At 62.7% G+C, this 22,687-nt stretch carries 22 protein-coding genes and 2 pseudogenes; 12 read left to right on the plus strand and 12 right to left on the minus strand.

Annotation, left to right across the window (positions count from 1 at the left end; all coding sequences use genetic code 11):
* The first annotated feature begins 35 nt into the window (after nucleotides 1-35).
* From HU770_RS16730 to HU770_RS16770, 9 genes are all read left to right on the plus strand, one after another.
* On the plus strand, nucleotides 36-827 hold the full coding sequence (locus HU770_RS16730) for a fumarylacetoacetate hydrolase family protein (RefSeq protein ID WP_186664401.1): 792 nt from the start codon (nucleotides 36-38) through the stop codon (nucleotides 825-827).
* Nucleotides 828-865: 38 nt separating this feature from the next.
* The gene (locus HU770_RS16735; protein ID WP_186664403.1) at nucleotides 866-1,795 is read left to right on the plus strand and encodes an acetaldehyde dehydrogenase (acetylating); all 930 of its coding nucleotides are present in this window, start codon (nucleotides 866-868) and stop codon (nucleotides 1,793-1,795) included.
* A 10-nt stretch (nucleotides 1,796-1,805) separates the two neighbouring features.
* The gene (gene dmpG, locus HU770_RS16740) at nucleotides 1,806-2,837 is read left to right on the plus strand and encodes a 4-hydroxy-2-oxovalerate aldolase (protein ID WP_186664405.1); all 1,032 of its coding nucleotides are present in this window, start codon (nucleotides 1,806-1,808) and stop codon (nucleotides 2,835-2,837) included.
* 60 nt (nucleotides 2,838-2,897) lie between these two features.
* Nucleotides 2,898-4,211 (plus strand): MFS transporter, encoded by a 1,314-nt coding sequence (locus HU770_RS16745; RefSeq protein ID WP_186664407.1) that lies wholly within the window; start codon nucleotides 2,898-2,900, stop codon nucleotides 4,209-4,211.
* Nucleotides 4,204-4,812 carry a TetR/AcrR family transcriptional regulator gene (locus tag HU770_RS16750; RefSeq protein WP_186664409.1) on the plus strand — a complete coding sequence of 203 codons (609 nt, stop codon included), beginning with the start codon at nucleotides 4,204-4,206 and terminating at the stop codon, nucleotides 4,810-4,812. Before HU770_RS16745 ends, HU770_RS16750 begins: the two co-directional genes overlap by 8 nt.
* Before the next feature lie 77 nt (nucleotides 4,813-4,889).
* Nucleotides 4,890-6,677 (plus strand): thiamine pyrophosphate-requiring protein, encoded by a 1,788-nt coding sequence (locus HU770_RS16755; RefSeq protein ID WP_186664411.1) that lies wholly within the window; start codon nucleotides 4,890-4,892, stop codon nucleotides 6,675-6,677.
* A 97-nt stretch (nucleotides 6,678-6,774) separates the two neighbouring features.
* A complete protein-coding gene (locus tag HU770_RS16760; protein ID WP_186664413.1) occupies nucleotides 6,775-7,302 on the plus strand; it encodes a (2Fe-2S)-binding protein in 528 nt (175 codons plus the stop codon).
* Nucleotides 7,299-8,300, plus strand: a complete 1,002-nt coding sequence (locus HU770_RS16765; RefSeq protein WP_186660890.1) for a xanthine dehydrogenase family protein subunit M — start codon at nucleotides 7,299-7,301, stop codon at nucleotides 8,298-8,300. Before HU770_RS16760 ends, HU770_RS16765 begins: the two co-directional genes overlap by 4 nt.
* Nucleotides 8,297-10,498, plus strand: coding sequence for a xanthine dehydrogenase family protein molybdopterin-binding subunit (locus HU770_RS16770; RefSeq protein ID WP_186664415.1), 2,202 nt, complete (start codon nucleotides 8,297-8,299; stop codon nucleotides 10,496-10,498). The genes HU770_RS16765 and HU770_RS16770 overlap by 4 nt, the downstream gene beginning before the upstream one ends.
* Before the next feature lie 143 nt (nucleotides 10,499-10,641).
* Here HU770_RS16770 and HU770_RS16775 read toward each other — a convergent pair whose 3' ends face one another.
* Nucleotides 10,642-10,968 (minus strand): hypothetical protein, encoded by a 327-nt coding sequence (locus HU770_RS16775; protein WP_309475599.1) that lies wholly within the window; start codon nucleotides 10,966-10,968, stop codon nucleotides 10,642-10,644.
* 160 nt (nucleotides 10,969-11,128) lie between these two features.
* Here HU770_RS16775 and HU770_RS16780 point away from each other — a divergent pair, with 160 nt between their 5' ends.
* The gene (locus HU770_RS16780; RefSeq protein WP_186664417.1) at nucleotides 11,129-12,331 is read left to right on the plus strand and encodes a zinc-dependent alcohol dehydrogenase; all 1,203 of its coding nucleotides are present in this window, start codon (nucleotides 11,129-11,131) and stop codon (nucleotides 12,329-12,331) included.
* 44 nt (nucleotides 12,332-12,375) lie between these two features.
* On the opposite strand, the gene HU770_RS16785 is transcribed toward HU770_RS16780, so the two are convergent.
* Nucleotides 12,376-12,900, minus strand: a complete 525-nt coding sequence (locus HU770_RS16785) for a hypothetical protein (RefSeq protein ID WP_186660899.1) — start codon at nucleotides 12,898-12,900, stop codon at nucleotides 12,376-12,378.
* Between the two features lie 192 nt (nucleotides 12,901-13,092).
* Between HU770_RS16785 and HU770_RS16790 the strand changes: the two genes are divergently transcribed.
* Complete coding sequence (locus tag HU770_RS16790) at nucleotides 13,093-13,950, plus strand: SDR family oxidoreductase (RefSeq protein ID WP_186664419.1); 858 nt, start codon at nucleotides 13,093-13,095, stop codon at nucleotides 13,948-13,950.
* 21 nt (nucleotides 13,951-13,971) lie between these two features.
* Here the strand turns inward: HU770_RS16790 and HU770_RS16795 are convergent, their stop codons facing one another.
* Nucleotides 13,972-14,205: a hypothetical protein gene (locus tag HU770_RS16795; RefSeq protein ID WP_186664458.1), complete on the minus strand. Its 234-nt coding sequence runs from the start codon at nucleotides 14,203-14,205 to the stop codon at nucleotides 13,972-13,974.
* 343 nt (nucleotides 14,206-14,548) lie between these two features.
* Between HU770_RS16795 and HU770_RS16800 the strand changes: the two genes are divergently transcribed.
* Nucleotides 14,549-14,758 (plus strand): hypothetical protein, encoded by a 210-nt coding sequence (locus HU770_RS16800; protein ID WP_238347534.1) that lies wholly within the window; start codon nucleotides 14,549-14,551, stop codon nucleotides 14,756-14,758.
* A gap of 57 nt (nucleotides 14,759-14,815) precedes the next feature.
* Here the strand turns inward: HU770_RS16800 and HU770_RS16805 are convergent, their stop codons facing one another.
* The 9 genes and pseudogenes from HU770_RS16805 to HU770_RS16845 form a co-directional block, all read right to left on the minus strand.
* Nucleotides 14,816-16,363 (minus strand): histidine kinase dimerization/phosphoacceptor domain -containing protein, encoded by a 1,548-nt coding sequence (locus HU770_RS16805; RefSeq protein WP_186664423.1) that lies wholly within the window; start codon nucleotides 16,361-16,363, stop codon nucleotides 14,816-14,818.
* A gap of 200 nt (nucleotides 16,364-16,563) precedes the next feature.
* The gene (locus HU770_RS16810; RefSeq protein ID WP_186664425.1) at nucleotides 16,564-18,501 is read right to left on the minus strand and encodes a response regulator; all 1,938 of its coding nucleotides are present in this window, start codon (nucleotides 18,499-18,501) and stop codon (nucleotides 16,564-16,566) included.
* Nucleotides 18,491-19,366, minus strand: a complete 876-nt coding sequence (locus HU770_RS16815; protein ID WP_186664427.1) for an ATP-binding protein — start codon at nucleotides 19,364-19,366, stop codon at nucleotides 18,491-18,493. The genes HU770_RS16810 and HU770_RS16815 overlap by 11 nt, the downstream gene beginning before the upstream one ends.
* Nucleotides 19,359-20,375, minus strand: coding sequence for an anti-sigma regulatory factor (locus tag HU770_RS16820; RefSeq protein ID WP_186664429.1), 1,017 nt, complete (start codon nucleotides 20,373-20,375; stop codon nucleotides 19,359-19,361). Before HU770_RS16820 ends, HU770_RS16815 begins: the two co-directional genes overlap by 8 nt.
* Complete coding sequence (locus HU770_RS16825) at nucleotides 20,366-20,770, minus strand: anti-sigma regulatory factor (protein ID WP_186660907.1); 405 nt, start codon at nucleotides 20,768-20,770, stop codon at nucleotides 20,366-20,368. The genes HU770_RS16820 and HU770_RS16825 overlap by 10 nt, the downstream gene beginning before the upstream one ends.
* A complete protein-coding gene (locus tag HU770_RS16830) occupies nucleotides 20,767-21,129 on the minus strand; it encodes an STAS domain-containing protein (RefSeq protein WP_033698520.1) in 363 nt (120 codons plus the stop codon). The genes HU770_RS16825 and HU770_RS16830 overlap by 4 nt, the downstream gene beginning before the upstream one ends.
* Before the next feature lie 4 nt (nucleotides 21,130-21,133).
* Nucleotides 21,134-21,985, minus strand: coding sequence for an STAS domain-containing protein (locus tag HU770_RS16835; protein WP_186664431.1), 852 nt, complete (start codon nucleotides 21,983-21,985; stop codon nucleotides 21,134-21,136).
* Nucleotides 21,986-22,180: 195 nt separating this feature from the next.
* Nucleotides 22,181-22,273: pseudogene (locus HU770_RS16840) on the minus strand (AAA family ATPase); the annotation flags it as partial.
* A 26-nt stretch (nucleotides 22,274-22,299) separates the two neighbouring features.
* A pseudogene (locus tag HU770_RS16845) lies at nucleotides 22,300-22,680 on the minus strand (fatty acid--CoA ligase); the annotation flags it as partial.
* Between the last annotated feature and the right edge of the window lie 7 nt (nucleotides 22,681-22,687).

The following is a 22,687-nucleotide window of genomic DNA, read 5'->3' on the forward strand; positions in this document are numbered from 1 at the left end:
GGCCTTTCGTTCACTTGTCACAGAGCGACCTTTCCATGGATGCGCACCTGATTGAAGCCTTGGGCGACGAGTTGTTCAACGCCCTGCAAACACGCAAGAGCGTGGCACCGCTGACCCAGCGCCACGCCGACATCAGTCTGGACGATGCCTACCGCATCTCCCTGCGCCTGCTCGCCCGGCGTGAAGCCATGGGCGAGCGAGTGATCGGCAAGAAGATCGGCGTGACCAGCCGCGCCGTGCAGGAAATGCTCGACGTGCATCAACCGGACTTCGGCTTTCTCACGGACCGCATGCAGGTTGCCGGCGACAGCGACGTCAGCTTTGCCACCCACCGGTTGATCCAGCCCCGTGCCGAAGGCGAAATCGCCTTCGTGCTGGGCGACGACCTGAAAGGCGGCGAGGTCAGTGCAGACGATGTACTGGCGGCCACCGAGTGGGTGCTGCCGTGCTTCGAAATCGTCGACTCACGCATCGACAACTGGCAGATCCGCATTCAGGACACGGTGGCCGACAACGCCTCCTGCGGGGTATTCGCCCTGGCCCAGCAGCGCATCAACCCGCGCGAGCTGGACTTGGCCCAGGTTCAACTGCAGCTGTTCAAGAACGGCCACACCGCCGGCAGCGGCCTGGGCGCCGCCGTGCAAGGTCACCCTTGCAATGCCGTGGCGTGGCTGGCCAACACCCTGGGCAAGCTGGGCATCCCCTTTCGCAAGGGCGAAATCATCCTGTCCGGTGCCCTGGCACCCCTGGTGCCCGTCGCAGCGGGGGATTTCGTCAGCCTGTCATTGAGCGGCATGGGCGTGCTGCACCTGAATTTCGTGCCCTGACCCGCTCGCTTCAACTTCTTCTGATCGAGAACAATGCCATGCGCCAAAAGATCAAATGCGCCCTCATCGGGCCCGGCAATATCGGTACCGACCTGCTGTACAAGCTCAAACGCAGTGAAGTGCTGGAGCCGGTGTGGATGGTGGGCATCGATGCCAACTCCGAAGGCCTTGCCCGCGCCGCCGAACTGGGCCTGAAAACCACCAGCGACGGCGTCGACGGCTTGCTGGCACATGTCCTTGAAGACGGTATCCAGATCGCCTTCGACGCGACCTCCGCGTATGTGCACGCCGAAAACAGCCGCAAGCTCAATGCCCTGGGTGTGCTGATGATCGACCTGACACCCGCCGCCATCGGCCCTTACTGCGTACCGCCGGTCAACCTCGAACATAACCTTGGCCTGGACGTGATGAACGTGAACATGGTCACCTGCGGTGGCCAGGCGACCATTCCGCTGGTGGCTGCGGTATCCAGCGTGCAACCGGTGGCGTATGCCGAAATCATCGCGACGGCAGCGTCCAAGTCGGTCGGCCCCGGCACGCGCAAGAACATCGACGAGTTCACCCGCACCACCGCTGCGGCGGTCGAGCAGGTGGGCGGGGCGAAAAAGGGCAAGGCGATCATCATCGTCAACCCTGCCGAGCCGCCGCTGATCATGCGCGACACCGTGCATTGCCTGACCGAAGGCGAGCCCGACCAAGCCGCCATCAGCACCGCCATTGCGAACATGATCGAGCAGGTGCAGCGCTATGTGCCGGGGTACAAGCTGGTCAACGGGCCGGTGTTCGACGGCAACCGGGTGTCGATCTTCATGGAAGTCGAGGGCCTGGGCGACTACCTGCCCAAGTACGCCGGCAACCTCGACATCATGACCGCTGCCGCCGCGCGCACCGCCGAAATGTTTGCCGAAGCGATGCTCAAGGGCGAACTCGCGCTCCCCCGCCCTGCCCCCCACCCTGCCACCGTTTAAGGAGTGCGCCATGGACCTTCACGGCAAACGCATCACCGTACACGACATGTGCCTGCGCGACGGCATGCACCCCAAACGCCACCAGATCTCCCTGCAGCAGATGAAAGACATTGCCTGTGGGCTGGACGCCGCTGGTGTGCCGCTGATCGAAGTGACCCACGGCGATGGCCTGGGCGGCAGTTCGGTGAACTATGGCTTCCCTGCTCACACCGACGAACAGTACCTGTCGGCGGTCATTCCGTTGATGACACACGCCAAGGTCTCGGCCCTGCTGCTGCCCGGGATCGGCACGGTCGACCACCTGCGCATGGCGTTCGAGCTCGGTGTCAGCACCCTTCGGGTCGCCACCCACTGCACCGAAGCCGATGTTTCGCAGCAGCACATTGCCGCTGCGCGAACGCTGGGCATGGACACTGTCGGCTTCTTGATGATGGCCCATATGAACAGCCCGGAAGGCCTGGCCCAGCAGGGCAAGCTGATGGAAAGCTACGGCGCCAATTGCATCTACATCACCGACTCGGCCGGCTACCTGCTGCCCCACGATGTCAGCGCACGGGTGGCGGCGCTGCGCGCAGCGCTCGAACCCGGGACCGAAATCGGCTTCCATGGCCACCATAACCTGTCGATGGGGGTGTCCAACTCCATCGCCGCCATCGCTGCGGGTGCCACGCGCATCGATGCGGCCTGCGCCGGCCTGGGCGCCGGTGCCGGCAACACGCCGATGGAAGTGCTGGTTGCGGTGTGCGACCGCATGGGCATCGAGACCGGGGTCAGTGTCTTCGGCATCCAGGATGTGGCCGAAGACCTGGTGGTGCCGATCATGGACTTCCCCATCCGCAGCGACCGCGATGCCCTGACGATGGGTTATGCCGGCGTCTATGGCTCGTTCCTGCTGTTCGCCAAACGCGCCGAGCAGAAATACGGCGTGCCGGCACGGGAGATTCTTGTGGAAATGGGCCGCCGTGGCATGGTCGGCGGCCAGGAGGACATGATCGAAGACACCGCCCTGACCCTGGCCAGGCAACGCAAGGCACACGCCTGACCTCCCCTGTCGCCCGGGCGCAGCCTGGGCCTTCGCGCTCGGCACCTGCAGGAGTCACCCATGCGCACTACGCCTGTTTCGCCCCTTGGCTGGCGCAGCCATGGGCTGCTGTTGCTGCTGGCGATGATGTACGCCGACAACTTTGTCGGCCGGCAGATCATTGCCGTGATGATAGAGCCGATCAAACAGGAGTTCGCAGTCAGCGACACCGCCATGGGTCTGGTTTCAGGCCTGGCATTTGCGGCCGTGTATGTACTGCTGGGCCTGCCCGCCGGGCGGTTGGCCGACCACATGCCGCGGACCCGCCTGCTGGCCGCGTCCACGCTGTTGTGGGCGCTGGCGACCGTGGTCTGCGGCCTGGCCGGCAGCTTCGCGATGCTGGTGATCGCCCGCATGGCCGTGGCGGTCTGCGAGTCGCCCAGCACCTCTACCTCGATGTCGCTCATTGCCGACCTCTATCCACCCCACCGACGTTCGTTCGCCATCGCCTGCTACACCGCTGCGCCGACCTTTTCCACGATCATCGCCTTGTGCGTGGGCGCCTGGGTCGTGGATGAATACGGCTGGCGCAGCGCCTTTTTTGCGGTCGCCGTGCCCGCTTTTGTCATCAGCGCGCTGTGCGCCTTTGTCGTGCGCGACCCGGCACGCGGGCGTTTCGACCTCACGGTACAGGCCGCCCATCCCTTGCCGGGCCTGTGGGCCAGCGCCCGTGAACTGTGGGCGCAGCCGCCTTACCGCTGCCTGGTGCTGGCCTGCGGGCTCACCACCTTCAGCGCCTATGGCTATGCGATGTGGAACGCCAGTTTCCTGGTGCGCTCGCACGGTATGCCGCTGCAGTACGCCGGCATCCTCGCGGGGCTGGTGGGCGGCACCTGTGCCGGGCTCGGGGCCTTGTTCAGTGGCTGGCTGACCGACCACCTGGCCGTGAGGAGCCTGCGTTGGCACATTGGCGTACCGGTGATCGGCCATCTGCTGGGCAGCAGTGCGCTGATCATCTACCTGCTGTGGCCCCGCGATATGCTGATGCAGGTGGGTAGCATTCCGGTACCCAGCGCGATGCTCTGGTGCGCACTGACCAGCTTCTTCTCGGTGTGGTGGGTGGGCCCTTCGTTCTCACTGCTGACGCAAATGGTACCGGCCTCGCGCCGGGCAACGGCGGTAGCGTTGCAAACCATTGTCTCGACCTTGTGTGGTGTCGGTATCGGCCCGCTGGCCACAGGGTTGCTCAGCGATGCCCTGATGCCGGTGTTTGCCGAGGAATCGCTGCGTTACGCCTTGCTGCTGGTCAGTTGCACGATCGTCATACCGCTGGCGTTGCTGTGGCGTACCCACCAGCACCTGAACGGCCACGTCCGGGGGGCCAGCTATGCCTAAGCAAGGCAACTTGGCGGCGGATGCCGAATGCGCACGGTTCATCATTGACGCGGCCACCGAACTGCTTGCCGAGGTGGGTTACGGCGCCATGTCCATGCGCCAGTTGGCAAGCCGCGCCGGCTTGCTGCCGGGCAGCCTCTACCACCATGTGGCGAGCAAGCAGGACTTGTTGTCGTGGGTACTCATGGACCTGCTCGAAACACGCGACAGCGCCTGGCGCGCGTTCCAAAAGCGTCGTGGCGTACTGGGTGAATTGCACAGTTTCATACGCTTCGTTCTGGCTTGGCAGGCCGCGCACCCGCTGCACGTCAAGGTGCTGGAGCGCGAACAGCATCACCTGGAACCGCACCTGCAGCAGTGGCTGGCACGCCGCCCGGATAACCTGCGGCTGCAGTTGCAGGCCCTGGTGCACAAAGGCCTAAAGCAAGGGATTTTTGCAGGTATCGAAGCCGAGTCGGCCGCGCTGGCGATCATGGCCCTGGTGGGCACCGCCGACGCGCTGCGCCACACATCGCCGGCGTGGACAGCCTCACGCCTGGAAGCGCACTTCGTACACATGACCCAGCGCCTGCTCCACGTACAGCCCCAGCCGCCCCTCTAGCAGTTGTTCACAGCGTTGAAACTTTCCCAGCGCAAGCCCAGTCCAGACCCCTATCGACCACAGCACGGGAGCAGACAATGACGGGCACGGTAGGCGACTTTCTGGTGGAGCGTTTGTATCAATGGGGGGTGCGGCGCATCTTCGGCTACCCCGGCGACGGCATCAACGGCGTGTTCGGCGCGCTGAGCCGGGCCAACGGCAAGATCCAGTTCATCCAGGCGCGCCACGAGGAGATGGCCGCGTTCATGGCCAGTGCCCACGCCAAGTTCACCGGCGAACTGGGCGTGTGCATTGCCACTTCAGGCCCCGGCGCATCGCATTTGCTCACGGGCCTGTACGACGCGCGCATGGACCACATGCCGGTGCTGGCCATCGTCGGCCAACAGGCACGGGCGGCACTGGGTGGGCACTATCAGCAGGAGCTGGACCTGCTGTCGATGTTCAAGGACGTGGCCGGTGCATTCGTCCAGCAGGCCTCCACACCTTCGCAGGTACGCCACCTGCTCGACCGCGCCGTGCGCACTGCCGTCGGCGAGCGGCGGGTGACGGCGGTGATTCTGCCCAATGACCTGCAGGACCTGCCCTACCACGAACCGCCACGTGCCCACGGCACCGTGCATTCGGGCATCGGCTACAGCAAACCCAAGGTGGTGCCCTATGACAGCGACCTGCAACGCGCCGCCGACGTGCTCGACGCCGGGCGCAAGGTCGCCATCCTGGTGGGCGCCGGGGCCTTGCAGGCAACCGATGAAATCATCGCCATCGCAGACACGTTGGGCGCTGGGGTGGCCAAGGCGCTGCTGGGCAAGGCTGCAGTAGCCGATGACCTGCCCTGGGTGACCGGCGCCATCGGCTTGCTGGGGACCGAGCCCAGTTACCAGATGATGAACGAATGCGACACCCTGCTGATGGTCGGTTCGGGGTTCCCCTATGCCGAGTTCCTGCCCAAGGAGGGCCAGGCCCGTGGCGTGCAGATCGACCTGCAACCCGACATGCTGAGCCTGCGCTACCCCATGGAGGTCAACCTGGTCGGTGACGCTGGCGAGACCTTGCGTGCATTGCTGCCCCTGCTGCAACACAAGACCGACCGGCGCTGGCGCAAGAAGGTCGAGGGCTGGCGCGCACGCTGGGACAACACCCTGGCCAAACGTGCCATGGTCCATGCCGAGCCGATCAACCCGCAGCGCGTGGTGTACGAGCTGTCCCCGCGCCTGCCAGACGACAGCATCGTGACCAGCGATTCCGGCTCTTGCGCCAACTGGTATGCGCGCGACCTGCAGATTCGCCAAGGCATGCAGTGTTCATTGTCCGGCGGCCTGGCCTGCATGGGCGCCGCCGTGCCCTATGCCATTGCCGCGAAATTCGCCCATCCGCAGCGCCCGGTGGTGGCCCTGGTCGGCGATGGCGCGATGCAGATGAACAACCTGGCCGAGCTGATCACCGTGGCCAAGTACTGGCAGCAGTGGGAGAACCCGCAATGGATCTGTGCGGTGTTCAACAACGAGGACCTCAACCAGGTCACCTGGGAACAGCGGGTCATGGAAGGCGACCCCAAGTTCGAAGCGTCGCAGTCGATTCCCGACGTGCCCTACCACCTGTTCGCGATCTCCATCGGCCTGCAGGGCATTTTCGTCGACCGTGAAGAAGACATCGCAGCCGCCTGGGAACGCGCACTGAACGCCGATCGCCCGGTGCTGATCGAGTTCAAGACCGACCCCAACGTGCCGCCCCTGCCGCCGCATATCAAGCTGGAACAGGCGAAGAAATTCGCCAGTACCTTGCTCAAGGGCGACCCTGACCAGGCCGGGGTCATCGTGCAGACGGCCAAGCAGGTGCTCAGTTCGGTGCTACCGGGGAAGAAGTGACGGCAGCTGGGCAGAAACGCTGAACGTTTGCCCGCCAGGGTCAGTCGCACACCGTAGACGCAGTCGACTGTGCGACCCCCAACCGTGAGGACACCCAATGAGCGCAAACTCCCCCCAGAGTGGCGAAGCACATCCCCTCCGCCTGACGATCAACGGCCAGGCCAGGTCGCTGCAGGTTCACCCCTGGACGACACTGCTCGACCTGCTGCGCGAGCAACTGGATCTGATCGGCACCAAGAAAGGCTGTGACCATGGCCAATGCGGTGCCTGCACGGTGTTACGGGACGGCAAACGCGTCAACGCCTGCCTGACCCTGGCCGTCATGTGTGACGGCGCTGACCTGGTCACCATCGAAGGCCTGGCCGAAGGTGACAAACTGCACCCCCTACAGCGCGCATTCATTACCCATGATGCCTTCCAGTGCGGTTACTGCACCCCAGGCCAGATCTGCTCCGCCGTTGGCCTGGCAGAAGAAGGGCGCGCCTGCACGCGCGAAGCCATTCGCGAGCAGATGAGCGGCAACCTCTGCCGCTGCGGGGCCTACAGCAACATCATCGCGGCGGTGGAAGAAGCACTGCCGCTGATGCGCGCCAAGGCCAACCTGCAGGGAGGGCCGCGCGCATGACGCCGTTCAGCTACCACAAGCCGGCATCGGTCGGCGAAGCCGTCGGCCTGGCCGACGTGTCCTCACGTTTCATCGCCGGTGGCACCAACCTCGTCGACCTGATGAAAGAAAACGTGGTGCGCCCCGAGCGCCTGATCGACATAACAGGCCTCGGGTTGAACGGTATCCAGCCCACCGCGAACGGTGGCGTGCTGATCGGCGCACTGGTCAGCAATGCCGAGCTGGCCTGGGCCTCTGTGATCGAACAGCACTATCCCCTGCTGGCCGAGGCCATTCTGGCAGGCGCCTCGCCGCAGTTGCGGAACATGGCCAGTACCGGCGGCAACCTGTTGCAACGCACCCGCTGTTACTACTTTTATGACACCGGCACACCCTGCAACAAGCGCGCGCCAGGCAGCGGCTGCCCGGCGCGCACAGGCCTGAACCGCATCCACGCCATCCTCGGTGCCAGCGATGCCTGCGTTGCGACACACCCTTCGGACATGTGTGTGGCGCTGGCAGCGCTCGAGGCCGTGGTCCATGTTCAGGGCCGGGCCGGCAAACGCCAGATACCCTTCGCCGACTTTCACCGCCTGCCCGGGGACGCACCGGAGCGCGACAATCAGCTGGCCGCCGATGAGCTGATAACCGCCCTCGAACTGCCGCCCCCCACGTTCGAAGACCACTACCGCTATTTGAAGATCCGCGATCGGGCGTCTTATGCGTTTGCACTGGTATCGGTTGCCGCCGGGTTGAACCTCAATGGCGGCGTGATCCAGGACGCACGCCTGGCGCTGGGTGGCGTGGCCCACAAGCCCTGGCGAGACCCGGCTGTCGAACGCACGTTGATCGGCCAGGCGCCCACGCAGGCGCTGTTCACCCAAGCGGCCGACGCCCTGCTGCAGGGGGCAGAACCCTTGGCCCACAACGGCTTCAAGGTGCCCCTCGCGCAACGTACCATCGTGCGCGCATTAAGCGATGCGGCGCTCGGGGCAAAAGCCAGGGGGGCAACTTCATGAACATCAAAACAGCGGTAGTGGGCACGGCCATGGACCGTGTCGACGGTGTGGCGAAAGTCACCGGGCAGGCGCGCTATGCGGGCGAGTACCCACAGGCCGGGTTGCTGCATGGCAGCGTGGTGTCCAGCACGATCGCCCGTGGGCGGGTGCTGAGCATCGACACTGCCCAGGCACTGAGCGTGCCGGGGGTAATCGCCGTGCTGGACCATGCCCATCGCCCTCGCGTTTCCAGCTACGACGACGATTACAGTGACGCCGACTCGGCCGAGGGCACGCCCTTTCGGCCGTTGTTCAACGATCGCGTGCTGTACAGCGGCCAGCCCCTGGCGCTGGTGGTCGCGCAAAGCCTGGAGCTGGCAAGGTATGCAGGCTCGCTGGTGAAGGTCGAGTACCTCGAAGAACCCCATGAAACCGACCTGGCCAGCGTACTCGACAAAACGCACCCGGCACCCGCCGAAACGCCTGACCCTCGCGGCGATTTTGCCGGGCAGTTTGCCAACGCCGCGGTGCAGGTAGACGCGACCTACCTCACTGCCAACGAACACCACAACCCGATGGAGCCCCATGCTTCGACGGTGCTGTACCAGGCCGACGGCAGCCTGGAAATCCATGACAAGACCCAAGGTACGCAAAATTGCCAGGACTACCTGCACAAGGTATTCGACCTGCCCAAGGAAAAAGTCCGGGTGCTGGCAGCGTTCGTCGGCGGTGCCTTCGGCTCGGGGTTGCGCCCGCAGTACCAGCTGCCCCTGGCGGTGATGGCGGCCTTGCACCTGCAACGTTCGGTGCGTGTCACGCTGACCCGCCAGCAGATGTTCACCTTCGGCTACCGGCCCCGCACCCAGCAACGGCTGCGCCTGGGGGCCGATTCGCAGGGGCGGTTGCTGGCGATTGCCCATGACGCGCTTGGCCAGACCTCACGCTTCGAGGACTTCACCGAGCACCTGGTGGAATGGAGCGGCATGCTCTACCAGTGCGACAACGTTGCCCTGAGCTACCGCCTTGCGCCCCTGGATGTGTACACCCCGCTGGACATGCGCGCACCAGGCGCCGCGTCCGGGATGATCGCCCTGGAATGCGCCATGGATGAGCTGGCGTGCGCAGCCGATATCGACCCGCTAGAGCTGCGCCGTCGCAATTTCGCTGCCATCAATGGCAACGAGGGCAAACCCTATTCGAGCAAGGAGCTGTTGGCCTGCTATGACCAGGGTGCCCAGCGTTTTGGCTGGGGCAACCGCCGCCCACAACCCCGCAGCATGCGCCATGGGCAGCAGTTGGTTGGCTGGGGCATGGCAGGCGGGGTCTGGGAGGCCATGCAGATGAAAGCCAGTGCCAAGGCGCGCATCGATGGCGCAGGGCATTTGACCGTCAGCAGCGCGACTACCGACATCGGCACCGGCACCTACACCGTCATGACGCAGATCGCGGCCGACGCCGCTGGCGCCCGTGTGCAAGACGTGACCTTTGTGCTGGGGGACTCTTCGCTGCCGACCGCGCCGCTGCAGGGTGGGTCTTTCACGGTGTCGTCGGTAGGTTCGGCCGTCCGCCAGGCGTGCCTGGCCCTGCGCAACAAGGTGCTTGCGCATGCACGCCAGCATTACCCTGAGGTCGGCAACACGCCGGTGGAAGCAATCGCGTTCGCTGACGGCTACCTGCTGGCAGGTAACCACCGCCTTGCACTCGCGGACATCGTCGCCAGTGCCCCCGAGGGGTTTTTCGAGGTGCAGGTCGAAGCAGCGCCCAGCGCCAAGCGCAAACCCTTCGCCACCGCGACCCATTGCGCCGTGTTCGTCGAAGTGCAAGTGGATGAAGACCTGGGCTCGGTCAAGGTCACCCGGGTGGTCAGCGCTGTGGCAGCGGGCCGCGTCGTCAACCCCAAGACCGCACGCAGCCAGATCCTCGGCGGTGTCATCTGGGGTATCGGCATGGCATTGCACGAAGCGACGCAAACCGATCACCGCTTGGGGCGAATCCTCAACCACAACCTGGCGGAATACCACATACCGGTACACGCCGACAGCGGTGAAATCGAGGTCATCTTCGTCGAAGAGCACGACGACATCGTCAACGAACTGGGCTCCAAGGGCGTGGGGGAAATCGGCGTGGTCGGGGTGGCAGCGGCGGTGGCCAACGCCATTTACCACGCCACCGGCAAGCGGGTGAGGGAATTTCCGATCACGCTCGATAAACTGCTGTAGCACGCCCTCAGCTCAGGCAGGCCAGCGTTGTCAGGGCATTGCCCAAGGCTGCGCCCGAAGCGGTATTGTCGAAGATGCACCAGGTTTTGCATCGGCCTCAAACCGCGCCGGGCTGGCAGCCACTCAGGCGATCTGAAAATCAATCATCCTGGTGTTCCTGAATGAGGTGCCGGCGCTGTAACACGCCCGTATGCATGCACAACGGGGGTATGAAAAGCATGATAATCCAGGCCCGCCACCGCCTTGAGAAAGGCCCAATCGGCCAGGCGCCGCAAGTCACGCCACTCTTGCCATTCGATCAGGTGCAAGCGGTCCATCTCATCGGCCTGGCGTAGCAGCTGCTCGTGGTAGCTGCTGGGGCAATCGCGGCGCAATTGGTGGTCATCGAAATGCTGGAACCATCGGTTGATGGCTTCGAGGCGGCGCTGCGCCAGCCCTGTCTGCTGTGTAAACGCATTCATCCCGGTCATCCCGCGCGCTTCTGACAATCGAGCCGTCGGCAGCACGATAGGTTCATTCAGAACTATCAACGGTCGAAGTCGCCGCTGAACCTGTTGGTCTGAACTTTGCCGTGCCCGCCAGTTTCCTCTGCTTAGCCTCGTACATCCACCACTGCAGGAGATGCATACCATGAGAGCGTTGACCTATCACGGAGCCAACGATGTCCGGGTCGATACCGTGCCTGACCCCAGCCTTCAGGAGCCGGACGACATCATCCTCAGGGTGACGGCTACCGCCATCTGCGGCTCGGACCTGCACCTCTATCGGGGCAAGATCCCGCAGACTGAATCGGGCGATATCTTCGGCCACGAATTCATGGGCATCGTCGAGGCCACCGGCAAGGACGTCACCCACCTGCAGGTTGGCGACCGTGTGGTGATCCCCTTCGTCATCGCCTGCGGCAGTTGCTTCTTCTGCCAGCACGATTTGTTTGCCGCGTGCGAAACCACCAATACGGGGCGCGGCTCCATCATCAACAAGAAAGGCATCCCACCGGGGGCAGCCTTGTTTGGCTACAGCCATCTGTATGGCGGCATTCCTGGCGGGCAGGCCGACTATGTGCGCGTGCCCAAAGCCAATGTCGGCCCCTTCAAAGTGCCCACCGACCTGGCCGACGACAAGGTACTGTTTCTCTCCGATATCCTGCCGACCGCCTGGCAAGCGGTGGTCAATGCTGAAGTCGGCCCGGGTTCGTCGGTGGCAATTTACGGTGCCGGGCCGGTGGGGCTGCTGAGCGCTGCCTGTGCGCGAATGCTTGGGGCACAGACCGTGTTCATGGTCGATGACAATGACTACCGCCTGGCGTATGCCCAAGAGGCTTACGGGGTTGTCCCGATCAACTTCGAGCAGGATGACGACCCGGCCGACAGCATCATCCGCCACACACCGGGGATGCGCGGTGTGGATGCCGTGATCGATGCAGTCGGCTTCGAGGCCAAGGGCAGCACCGCAGAAACCGTGATGACGGCGCTGAAGATCGAGGGCAGCAGCGGCAAGGCCTTGCGCCAAAGCATCGCTGCCGTGCGTCGCGGCGGCGTGGTCAGCGTGCCCGGGGTGTATGCCGGCTTCATTCATGCCTTCATGTTCGGTGACGCGTTCGACAAGGGCCTGACATTCAAGATGGGCCAGACCCATGTGCACAAGTACTTGCCTGAACTGTTGGAGCATATCGAGGCCGGGCGCTTGCAACCGGAGATGATCGTTACGCACCGACTTGCCCTGGAAGAAGCAGCCCTTGGCTACAAGCTGTTCGACCAGAAACAGGACAGTTGCCGAAAAGTCATTCTTGTTCCGGGGGCGGCACCCGGAACCCTGGGCAGCGAGTTGGCATAGCGCTGATGAGGGCGGTGCAATCAGGCCCCGCCCTCCCCAACCGATCAGGCCAGCTGGATGTACACCGCGTAAGTGCCCAGCAACACCCAGAAGCCAAGAAAGATCCAGGGCGTGCGAAGTGAGAACAGCAGGGATTTGCGATGCCCCGCCCGGGAGGTTTCAGCCTCACAGAACAGCGGCGATTCATCGTAGGCCAAGCCCATCATCGGCTCACTGCGCAGCAGGTGGCTTTGCTTGAGCTGCCAGTGATCGATGATCCGATAGGCAGCGCGAATACCCGGCCAGGCATTGAGCGAACTCAGAACACCCAGCAGCGCGAGAAAGGCAGGCACGATCAGGGTGAACATCTCACCCCAGCTCTGGTTCAGGTTGCCCATGGATGACACGAACGCAATCACCAGAAAAGACTGTGCAGCAAGATAGGCGTCGGTCCGGTTGGCCAGGATGGTGGTTTCGTACTGGATTTCCCTTCGATAGAAATCAAGACGTTCCTTGGCGGTACCAAACATTCTTGCATTCTTTTCCTCGACCTCATGTTCAGGCGTCGATGGCGTGATGATACGAGGCACTTGCAGGCTCCGGTGTCGTTAAGCCTTGCGCGAAATGCGGGCTGTTCAGCGATAGAGCCATCAAGCGAGCGAAAAATTCAGTGTATCCGCGTGGCCTGACCGTCCGTCGTTGAAACCCGGCATCCACTCCAACACTCGCGATACGACCCTTTCGAATCGGTATGAACGTTCTCAACTGAAGGAGCTTCTGCCATGCGCGACTACCCCACCCCACCCTTCCCGTCACAGCCGCAAAACGTGCCAGGCGCTCAACGCAAGATGGAGCCCTACCCCGATTGTGGCGAGCAGACGTACACCGGCAGCGGCCGCCTCGATGGCAAGATCGCGCTGATTACCGGTGCCGACAGCGGCATCGGCCGTGCGGTGGCCATTGCCTATGCCCGCGAAGGGGCAGACGTTGCCATTGCCTATCTCGATGAGCACGACGATGCGCAGGAAACCGCGCGCTGGGTCGAGGCCGCAGGCCGGCAATGCCTGCTGCTGCCCGGTGACCTGCGGCAAAAACAGCAGTGCTACGACGTCGTCGACAAGACCGTGGCGCAATTTGGCCGTATCGACATCCTGGTCAACAACGCGGCGTTTCAGATGGCACATGAGTCGCTTGATGAAATCGACGATGACGAGTGGGTGATGACCTTTGATGTCAATATCACTGCTATCTTCCGCATTTGCCAACGGGCTTTGCCGTCGATGCCCAAAGGCAGCTCGATCATCAACACCAGTTCGGTCAACTCCGATGACCCCTCGCCCAAGTTGCTGGCCTATGCCGCCACCAAAGGCGCCATCGCCAACTTCACTGCAGGCCTGGCGCAATTGCTGGCAGACAAGGGCATCCGGGTCAACAGCGTGGCACCTGGGCCAATCTGGACGCCGCTGATCCCAGCGACCATGCCCGATGAGGCTGTGAAGAACTTTGGCTCGGGCTACCCGATGGGCAGGCCGGGGCAGCCCGTCGAGGTGGCGCCGGTGTACGTATTGCTCGGGTCCGATGAGGCCAGCTACATCTCTGGCGCGCGCTACGCAGTAACGGGCGGCAAGCCTGTGCTGTGAAATGCCCTGGCCCTTGCCAGCTCAACCGCTGCCGGCGAAGTTCACATCATGGGCATCGTCGTAAGTGTTGCGGGTTGCACATTCGAACTCAGCTTCGGCGCGTGTTGGAAAACTCAAACTGAGGCGGATCTTGTCTTGTGTGTCGTATAAGTCGTAGCCCTCACCCAGGGCACTGGGGAAACCGATGCGCCGAGGCAAGATCTCTTGTTGACGAGGTACGGCGGGAACCACAACAAAGCGCCTGTGCATGATCAGCCCTCTTCCGGCAGTTCTTTAGTATTAGTCCGACTATGACAAAGACTCAAGACGACTCATGCAAAGTTTTTTATTTCGCAGCATCCAATGCCAACAGCACCGAGGCTATTGGAGCCACAAATGCCGCTCCCCCAGTTGTTCAGGCGTTTTGTCTGAAACTGGCGCGATAAATGAACAGCCTCAAACGGTCACGGAGTCACAACTGAACACAGACCTTCCTGTGTTCGAATAGAGGTATGCGGTCATGGCTAACAATCAGGACAGGGGCGCAAATCAAGGCGACAACGCCGACTCCAAGGCCGGCGATGCAGGCCAAAGAGGTGGCCAGGGTGCAGGCGGTGACATGCCCGACAAACAAAAAGGCAGCCAGCAACCTGGGCAAAAGCCTGAAGACAAGATGAACAAGGATTGGGAACGCTCCAGCGACACCGGCAGCCAGGGTGGGCAGGCAGGTACTGATCAATCCACCGGGCAAAACCCGTCTGGCCCTGGCCGTATGGGCGGCGGTCAAGCCGATCAAGGCGATACGCAGCACCAGGACAAAAATCGTTGATGCCATTGGCCCCGGGGTGGCATTGCTGCCCTGGGGCCAGAACGCAGGCGCATGTCGCTAGAGTTTGAAGCGCACGTGAATCGTGCTTTTACGTTCACTGCGATCCACCGTGATCGCCAGGCTGCCATAGCCCGAATAGCTTTTTACCAGGCGCATGCCCAGCCCGGTACCGGTAGGTTTGGGGTAAGACTCCGGAAAGCCATCGCCCTCGTCCGAGACCGTGATCAGGGCATGATCACCGTGGCCCATTACGCTGACGTCCACCGTGCCTCTTCCATACTTCAGCGAGTTGGTGATCAGTTCGGATATCACCAGGCCCAGGGGCGCCATTCTTTCGGGCGCAAGAATGAACGTGTCAGCATGCAGCACTATCTTGCGGTCGGCCAATGCCTTGCCCAGATCACCCAGCAGCGCCTCTAGATAATCCGAAACGCGCACGTGTTGCGTTTCAGCATTCTGATAAAGACGCTCATGGACGCTGGCAATAGTCAGTACGCGGGTCGCGGCTGTTTCCAGTTGCAGTTTGACCGCTTCATCAGCGGCCATGTTTGCCTGCAACAGCAATAAGGTGTTGACCAAGTGCAGGCTGTTCTTCACCCGGTGGTGGATTTCTTCCAGGTGCAGGTCGGTTTTATTCAACTTGGTATTTTGTGCATCGATCAACGATAACAATTGGGCTTCATGATGCCGACGTTCGGTAATGTCACGCGACACGGCGATAATCTTTGCAAATTCGCCCTGCTCGCCAAATATTGGCGCCACCGTCACATCCCACCATTTCGGCTCATTCTGCAGGGTTGGGCAGAACGCCTCGAAGCGCGCTGACTCCCCACCCGTTACTCTTCTGATAGCGTCCAGCACCACACTGCGGGATTCATCTGGCCAGATCTGCGGCCACGCCACCCCACGTATCTGAGCGAGGTCGCCGATGTGCAACAGGCACATGCCGGCCTCGTTCATGAACTCGATGTCGCCGCTCGCCGAGAGGATTATCACGCAGTCGGGGCTGGCGTTCAGCACACTTTCGGAATACGGGTCCGTAGACTGCATGTCTGCGCCTGCCGTGATCCTTTCCACCGCCATGGAGATGACATTGGCAATGCCTTCCAGGAACACCAGGTCGCTTTCGATGAAGTCCTCGCCATTGCTGCTGTCCGCTTCGAGTACACCGAATGGGGCGGTGGTGCCTCGAATAGGCACGTTGATCGCTCGCTCGATGCCGTATTTCTTGAGCAGCGAGGGGGTTCTGAAACGTTGCTCCTGCCCCAGATGGTTCGACAGCACAGGCCTGTAGGTCGAGATGGCGTAGCCCGCAGGGCTGGCGATATCCCCCCCCACCGTGGCGTGCCCGATATCAGCGTCATCCCAACCCACACCATGGGACAGCAAAAACTCATCGCTGTCGGGTATCGGCGTAAGCACCTTGGCAAAGCGGGTGTCCATGCCCTTGGCCACGGCAGAGCAGGCTTGGGTCAGCAACGTATCCAGGTCAGACGACTTGAGTGACATGACGCCGTACTCGACCACCAGTTCATGCTGGCGATGAAGCCTGGCGTGCGACTTCTGCAACGCGGCGCGAATCGTTTCGTCAGGGGTTTGATGCATGGGGACGATATCCAAAGCTGGTTGAGATGCACGCTGAAACGGTTGCGCCGCTGTGCCAGACGTCACGTAACATAGCAGCAGATGCCAAGCTAAGAACATGGCTGACAGACGTGAATTCAGCTATCTGGTTTATCACCGCTCATCGCCTGGGCGCAACGACGAAAACAGTCTAACTGCGCGGCAAGCAGATGCGCCCTGCGCTACCCAAGGCCTGTTCGCACCTTATGGAGCAGGTCACTGACCTGAAACGGTTTGATCAGCAGGTCCATCCCGGTATCCAGGAACGCCTGACGATCCAGCGCAGTCTCGGCGTAGCCGGTCATGAACAGCACCGGTAGCGCCGGGCGGTAACTACGTGCCATATCCGCCAGCTCGCGGCCGCTCATGCCTGGCAGCCCGACATCGGTCAAGAGCAATTCGATACTGGCGTCTTCACGCAGGCAGTCCAGCGCTTGTTCGGTGGTCTCCGCCAAGGTGCAACGATAACCCGCATCGGCCAGCACTTCTGCCACCGACAGGCGTACCGAGGCCATGTCTTCGACAACCAGCACATGCTCGCCGGCGCCCTGCTGGTTCAACGGCGACGCTTGCTCCTCACAGGCCACCTGACGGCTACTGGCCGGCAACATCAACGTCACCTCGGTGCCCTGCCCTGGCACGCTGCGGATCGACACATGCCCGCTCGATTGGCGGGCAAAGCCGTAGATGGTCGACAACCCCAGCCCGGTACCTTGGCCGACCGGTTTGGTGGTGAAAAAGGGGTCGAAGACCCTTTCCAAAACCTCAGGCTCGATGCCAGCGCCATCGTCGCGTACGGTCACCGCCACATAGGGGCCGTCTTGCAGGTAGGCATTGCCGTGCGACCAACTCGCGGCAGTGTTGACCCAGATATGCCCACCCTGGGCCAAGGCATCACGGGCGTTGATCACCAGGTTGAGCACTGCGCTCTCCAGCTGGATCGGGTCGACCAGGGCAATCGTCGGCTCGCTGGAAAGCGCCAGCTGCAGCACGATACGTTCGCCAATGGTGCGGGTGATCAGCTCTTCAAGCGAGCGAACCCGTTCGTTGACGTCCACCGGGCGGGTGTCGAGCGGTTGCTGACGTGCGAACGCCAACAGCCTGTGGGTCAGCGATGCTGCGCTCATGGCCGAACTGAGCGCAGCGTCTGCGTAGGTGGGGATTTTCTCCAGTTGGTTTTGCCCCACCCGTTTGCGGATCAGTTCCAGGCTGGTAATGATACCGGTCAGCAGGTTGTTGAAATCATGGGCGATCCCGCCTGTGAGGCTGCCCAGGGCATCCATCTTCTGCAATTGCAGCAATTGCGCCTCGGTCTGCGCCCGCTGCGCCATTTCCCGCGCCAGGCGGGTATTGGCGTCGTCCAGGCGCGCCAGGTGCGAGCGCTCGCGGTGGCGATGCTCGGTGACGTCCTCGACAAACACCAGGCATAACCCCGGCGCCCGGTAGGGCGAGAGCTGCCATTCGGTGTCGCGTTGCAGGCCGCGCACGCTCATGCCCAGGGTGCCACGCCAGCGCCGGCCATCGGCCATGTGCTGGCGCAAGGCGACAATGGCGGCTTGCTGGCCGTCGACAAAGCACTCCTGCAGTGTGTCGGGGTTGCGGTTGTCCTGGATCAGCTGGGCAAATGCACGGTTGCACTCATGCACCTTGAGCCCGGCATCGAGCACGGCGATCGGTGCCGACACATTGTTGAAAATTTCCCGGAAGTTGGCCTCGCTTGCGCGCAGCGCCCGCTCGGTATCGCGCACCCGCATCAGGGTCCGAAGGGTGGCGACCAGTACATCCGGGTCCACCGGGTGCACCAGGTAGGCGTCGGCACCGGCATCGAGCCCGGTAATGATGTCGCCGGTCTGGATCGACGCCGCCGACACGTGAATCACCGGCAGCAAGGCGGTCTCAGGGTCGGCACGGAGCAACCGGACAATATCGAAGCCGCTCATGTCGGGCAGGTTGACATCCAGGATCAACCCATCGATCTGCTCACTGTGGATCAGTGCCAACCCGTCGCCACCGGTGCCCGCTTCAAGGATCTGGTAGCCATGCAACGCCAGGCGCCGGCGCAGCGCATAGCGGGTGGCTGCGTTGTCGTCGACGATAAGCAGGCGAATGTCAGGGTTCATCAGCGCTCTCCTGGGCCAGAGCCAGCGGAATGATGACAAAGAACGTGGAACCGGCGCCCGGTACGCTCTCCACCCCCACCTCGCCGCCCAACAAGGCCGCGAAGCGTTTGCACAGTGACAAGCCAAGGCCGGTGCCGCGCAGGCGTTTCTGCAGCGGCGAGTCGATCTGGGCGAAGTCTTCGAACAAGCCACCCAGCAGCTCAGGGGCGATGCCGATGCCGGTGTCGGTGACAGCAAAACGGATCTGGTCGTTGCCCAGCAGTTGCGCCGACACCCGCACCTCTCCGCGGGTGGTGAACTTGAGCGCATTGGCGATGAAATTGCGCAGGATCTGCGCCAGCTTCTTGTCATCGGTGTAGATCTGCGGCAGCCCCTCTGGCTCTTCGAAGATCAGGTCCACGCTACCGGTGTCGACGATTGGCCGGAACATCCCGCGCAAGGCGGCGAACAGGTCGAGCATGTCGAACCAGGCTGGCGAGATGGTGATACGGCCGGCCTCGATCTTGGCCAGGTCGAGCAGGTCGTCGACCATGTCGCTGAGTTCGCGCGTTGCAATGCTGACGAAGGCCACCTGCAATTGCTGCTCCTTGCTCAGCGGCCCGTCCACCTCATCGGCGAGCAGGCTGGTGATGCTCAGGATCGAGCCCAGCGGCGTGCGGAACTCATGGCTCATGTAGGAAAGGAAGCGGCTTTTCAGGTCCGATGCCTGGCGTAACTGCTCGGCTTGGGTGTCCAGCTCTGCATAGAGCGCCAGCACCCCCTGGTTGGTTTCTTCCAGTTCTGCGCGCAGCGCTTCATTTTCGGCCTGCAGGCGTGCCACACAGGCAGCCTGCGCGGCGCGGTTTTCGGGCGTTGACTCAGGCATGCACGGTCTCCAGGTCGAGCACCAGCACAGTCACATCGTCCCGCCCACGACAGAAGTCGCGATGCAGTACCGCAGCGATCACGGCCGGGTGGCGGTGTAGCAGGCCCGGGTAGGCTTGGAGGTTCCAGCGCGATTGCAGGCCGTCACTGAACATGATCAACAGATTCCCCTTCACATGCGCGTAGTCGAACACTTGCCCCTTACGGTATTGCCCGCCGACGATGCCCGGGTGAGAGGCCAGGCCACGCGGTCTATCGCCACCGACCAATGTTGCGCCAATGTTACCGATGCCGATGAACTTCACGCTGTCGTGCCCCCCTTCATACTGGGCAATCGCAACAGCCCCACCGCGCGTACCTGCCATGGCCTGGTGCAATTCGCCCAGCAGATGTAGCGGTGCACTGAACGGGCTCTGGGCGAACGCCTGGGCACCGGCCTTGGCGGCGCGTTCAGCCTCCTCGCCATGGCCCAGGCCGTCGATCAGCAACGCACTCAAACGCTGCTCGCCGAGCGTCACGTGCCACGTATCACCGCAGGCCGGGTCGTCATGCAGCGAATGCTGGCTGATACCCAGGCGAATGTCCCTGGGCGTATCAGCCTGTTTATAAAGGCGCGCCAGCACCACGGCCCCTTGGGCATCGCTGTGCACATCGAATACCTGCGCCAAGCGGCTGACAGCGCCCAGGCCAATACCCGCGGTTGCGCCGGTGGAGTAACCGTCGACCAGGCAATGGTTGAGGTCGAAACCTTGGCCGCGATCCACCGCCAGCAGTTCGATGCCAGGCTGGCTGGCAGGGCCAAGCACGCGCAGGTGCAGTTCGCCGCATTTGGCATGCTTGAGCACATTGCTGGCCAGTTCGGTCGCGACAATGGCCGCCCGGCCCGCATCGGTGGCGTCAAAGCCCTGCTGTTCGGCGAGTTTCTGCGCGACCCGTCGGGCGTGCCCGACCTGGGTGCCATCATCAATGCGCAGGACCTGGGTCAGGCTTGCGGTCAGGTTCATATCCATCGGGTGATCATTACCCGGGTGCCTTGCCCGGGCGCGGTATTCAGTTCGAACTCATCGACCAGGCGTCGCGCCCCGGTCAGGCCAAGGCCCAAGCCACTGCCGGATGTCCAGCCATCGGTCAAGGCCAGTTTGATGTCGGCAATGCCTGGCCCCTCATCCCGGAAGACCAGACGTACACCCGTACGCCCAGCCTCTTCGATGACCTCCCAGTCCATGTCGCCGCCCCCGCCGTACACCACGGTGTTGCGGGCCAGCTCACTCACGGCCGTGACCAGCTTGGTCAGGTCGACCAGGCGCATGCCGCAGTCACTGGCGAGCTTGCGCGTCAATTGGCGGGCCAGCACGACGTCCTGTTCGATGCGTACCGGCTGGCTGCCATGCTCGCGAATGGTCATGGGCGGCCTACCCGCTTGCGCAACAGGTGCATGCCCCGGTCGACATTGAGTGCAGTGCTGACCCCGGGCAGGGTTAGCCCGAGCTCCACCAGAGTGATCGCGACCGCTGGCTGCATGCCGACCAGGACGGTCTCGGCATCCATGATCCGTGACAACCCCGAAATAGTGGCGATCATGCGGCCGATGAACGAATCGACCATGTCCAGCGCCGAGATGTCGATCAGCACGCCCCGGGCGCTGGTGTGTTCGATGCGATCGGTAAGATCGTCCTGCAGGCGCAGTGCCAGTTGGTCATGCATGTCGACCTGGATGGTCACCAGCAGGAACTCGCCCATTTGCAATATGGGGATACGCTCCATTGCCTCACACTCGCTCGCCAGCAGTGGTACCCAGGCGCGACAACGCCAGTTTCAGCGCATCGGCCAGGTTGGACTTGGTGGTCAGGGTGCCCAGGTCCAGGCCCAGGTGCACGATGGTTTGCGCAATTTGCGGGCGCACGCCGCTGATGATGCAGTCGGCGCCCATCAGGCGGATGGCGGTTACGGTCTTGAGCAGGTGCTGGGCCACCAGGGTATCGACCGTCGGCACACCGGTGATGTCGATGATGGCGATTTCCGAGCCTGTGTCGACGATGCGTTGCAACAACGACTCCATCACCGTCTGGCTGCGCTGGGAGTCAAGCGTGCCGATCAATGGCAGCGCCAGTACGCCCTCCCACAGTTTCACCACCGGGGTGGACAGCTCCAGCAGTTCCTCTTGCTGACGCTTGATCACTGCCTCGCGGTTTTTTTGGTAGGTGCGGATGGTGTGCAGCCCGAAGGCATCGAACAGTGAAGATATTTCCCATAGCTGTTCGGCCAGCAGCGCGGGCTGCTCGCGGTAATGGGCTTGAAGCAGGTCGAACAGCGGCCCTTTCAGGGCAAAGATGAAGAACGCGGTCTGGTGGGATTCCTGACCGACCTGCGCACGGCTGGCAGAGAGTTTTTCCAGGAAGCGGCGCGTCTCCTCCCAGCCTTCGGCGCCAATGTGGGTGCCGCTCTCACGGCCCAGGCCGTCGATCACCAATTGCAGGAAATCACGGGTCTCCTGGCGCAGGTCCTGTTCACGGATATTACGCGCCGCCCCCTTGGCTTCGAGTGCTTCAAGCCAACTACGCTGCAACTGCGCCTGATTGGCGACAATCGCTTCCAACGTACTGCTTTGCAGTGCTGCCATGTCAAGTTCGCTCCGATATGCCTCGCCGGTGCCTCGAGAATCGTGCCGGCTCCGGAAAGTGACATTTGCCAATGAAAATAGTTGTGGCGATCGGCAATTAATTGCATTGCGCCGCCATGCGTGCCGCTAACTCTAGGCCATGTTTACGGCCCGCGTTGGCGACGACCGGCTTGAGATAGGGTGGAGGCGGCTAGGTGCCTGGCGCAGTGCATCGATACCTGGGCGGTAGCCACGGTCGAACTGCCACACGAAATTCAGGAACGTCAGGAACGCCCGGTCGAGCTTCTCTGCATTGATGAATGCGTTCAGCCCGCTCATGCCCCCATGTGCATCTCGCGAATCAGCTTCTTGTTGATCTGCCCGCAGTCGACGAACTGCTTCAGGTGCGCCTCGAGCATCGGCTGGTCAAGGCTGCCGTCTGATGCACGCACCACCAGGGCGATAGGCCGCTCGCCCCACTGCTCGTCAGGGATGCCAACCACCGCCACGGCGCTGACCGCCGCATGCTGGCTGATCAGGTTTTCCAGGATCAACGAGCTGATCCACTCCCCGCCCGTCTTGATCACGTCCTTGATCCGGTCCTTGATCTCCAACACCCCGTGGCGGTCGATCGAGCCCATGTCACCGGTGTGCAGCCAGCCGTCCTGCCACAGTTCGGCGCCTTTGAGCGGCTCGTTCAGGTAGCCCTGGGTCACACCGGTG

The organism is Pseudomonas sp. SWRI68 (assembly GCF_014269165.1).
GTDB classification, from domain to species: Bacteria; Pseudomonadota; Gammaproteobacteria; order Pseudomonadales; family Pseudomonadaceae; genus Aquipseudomonas; species Aquipseudomonas capeferrum.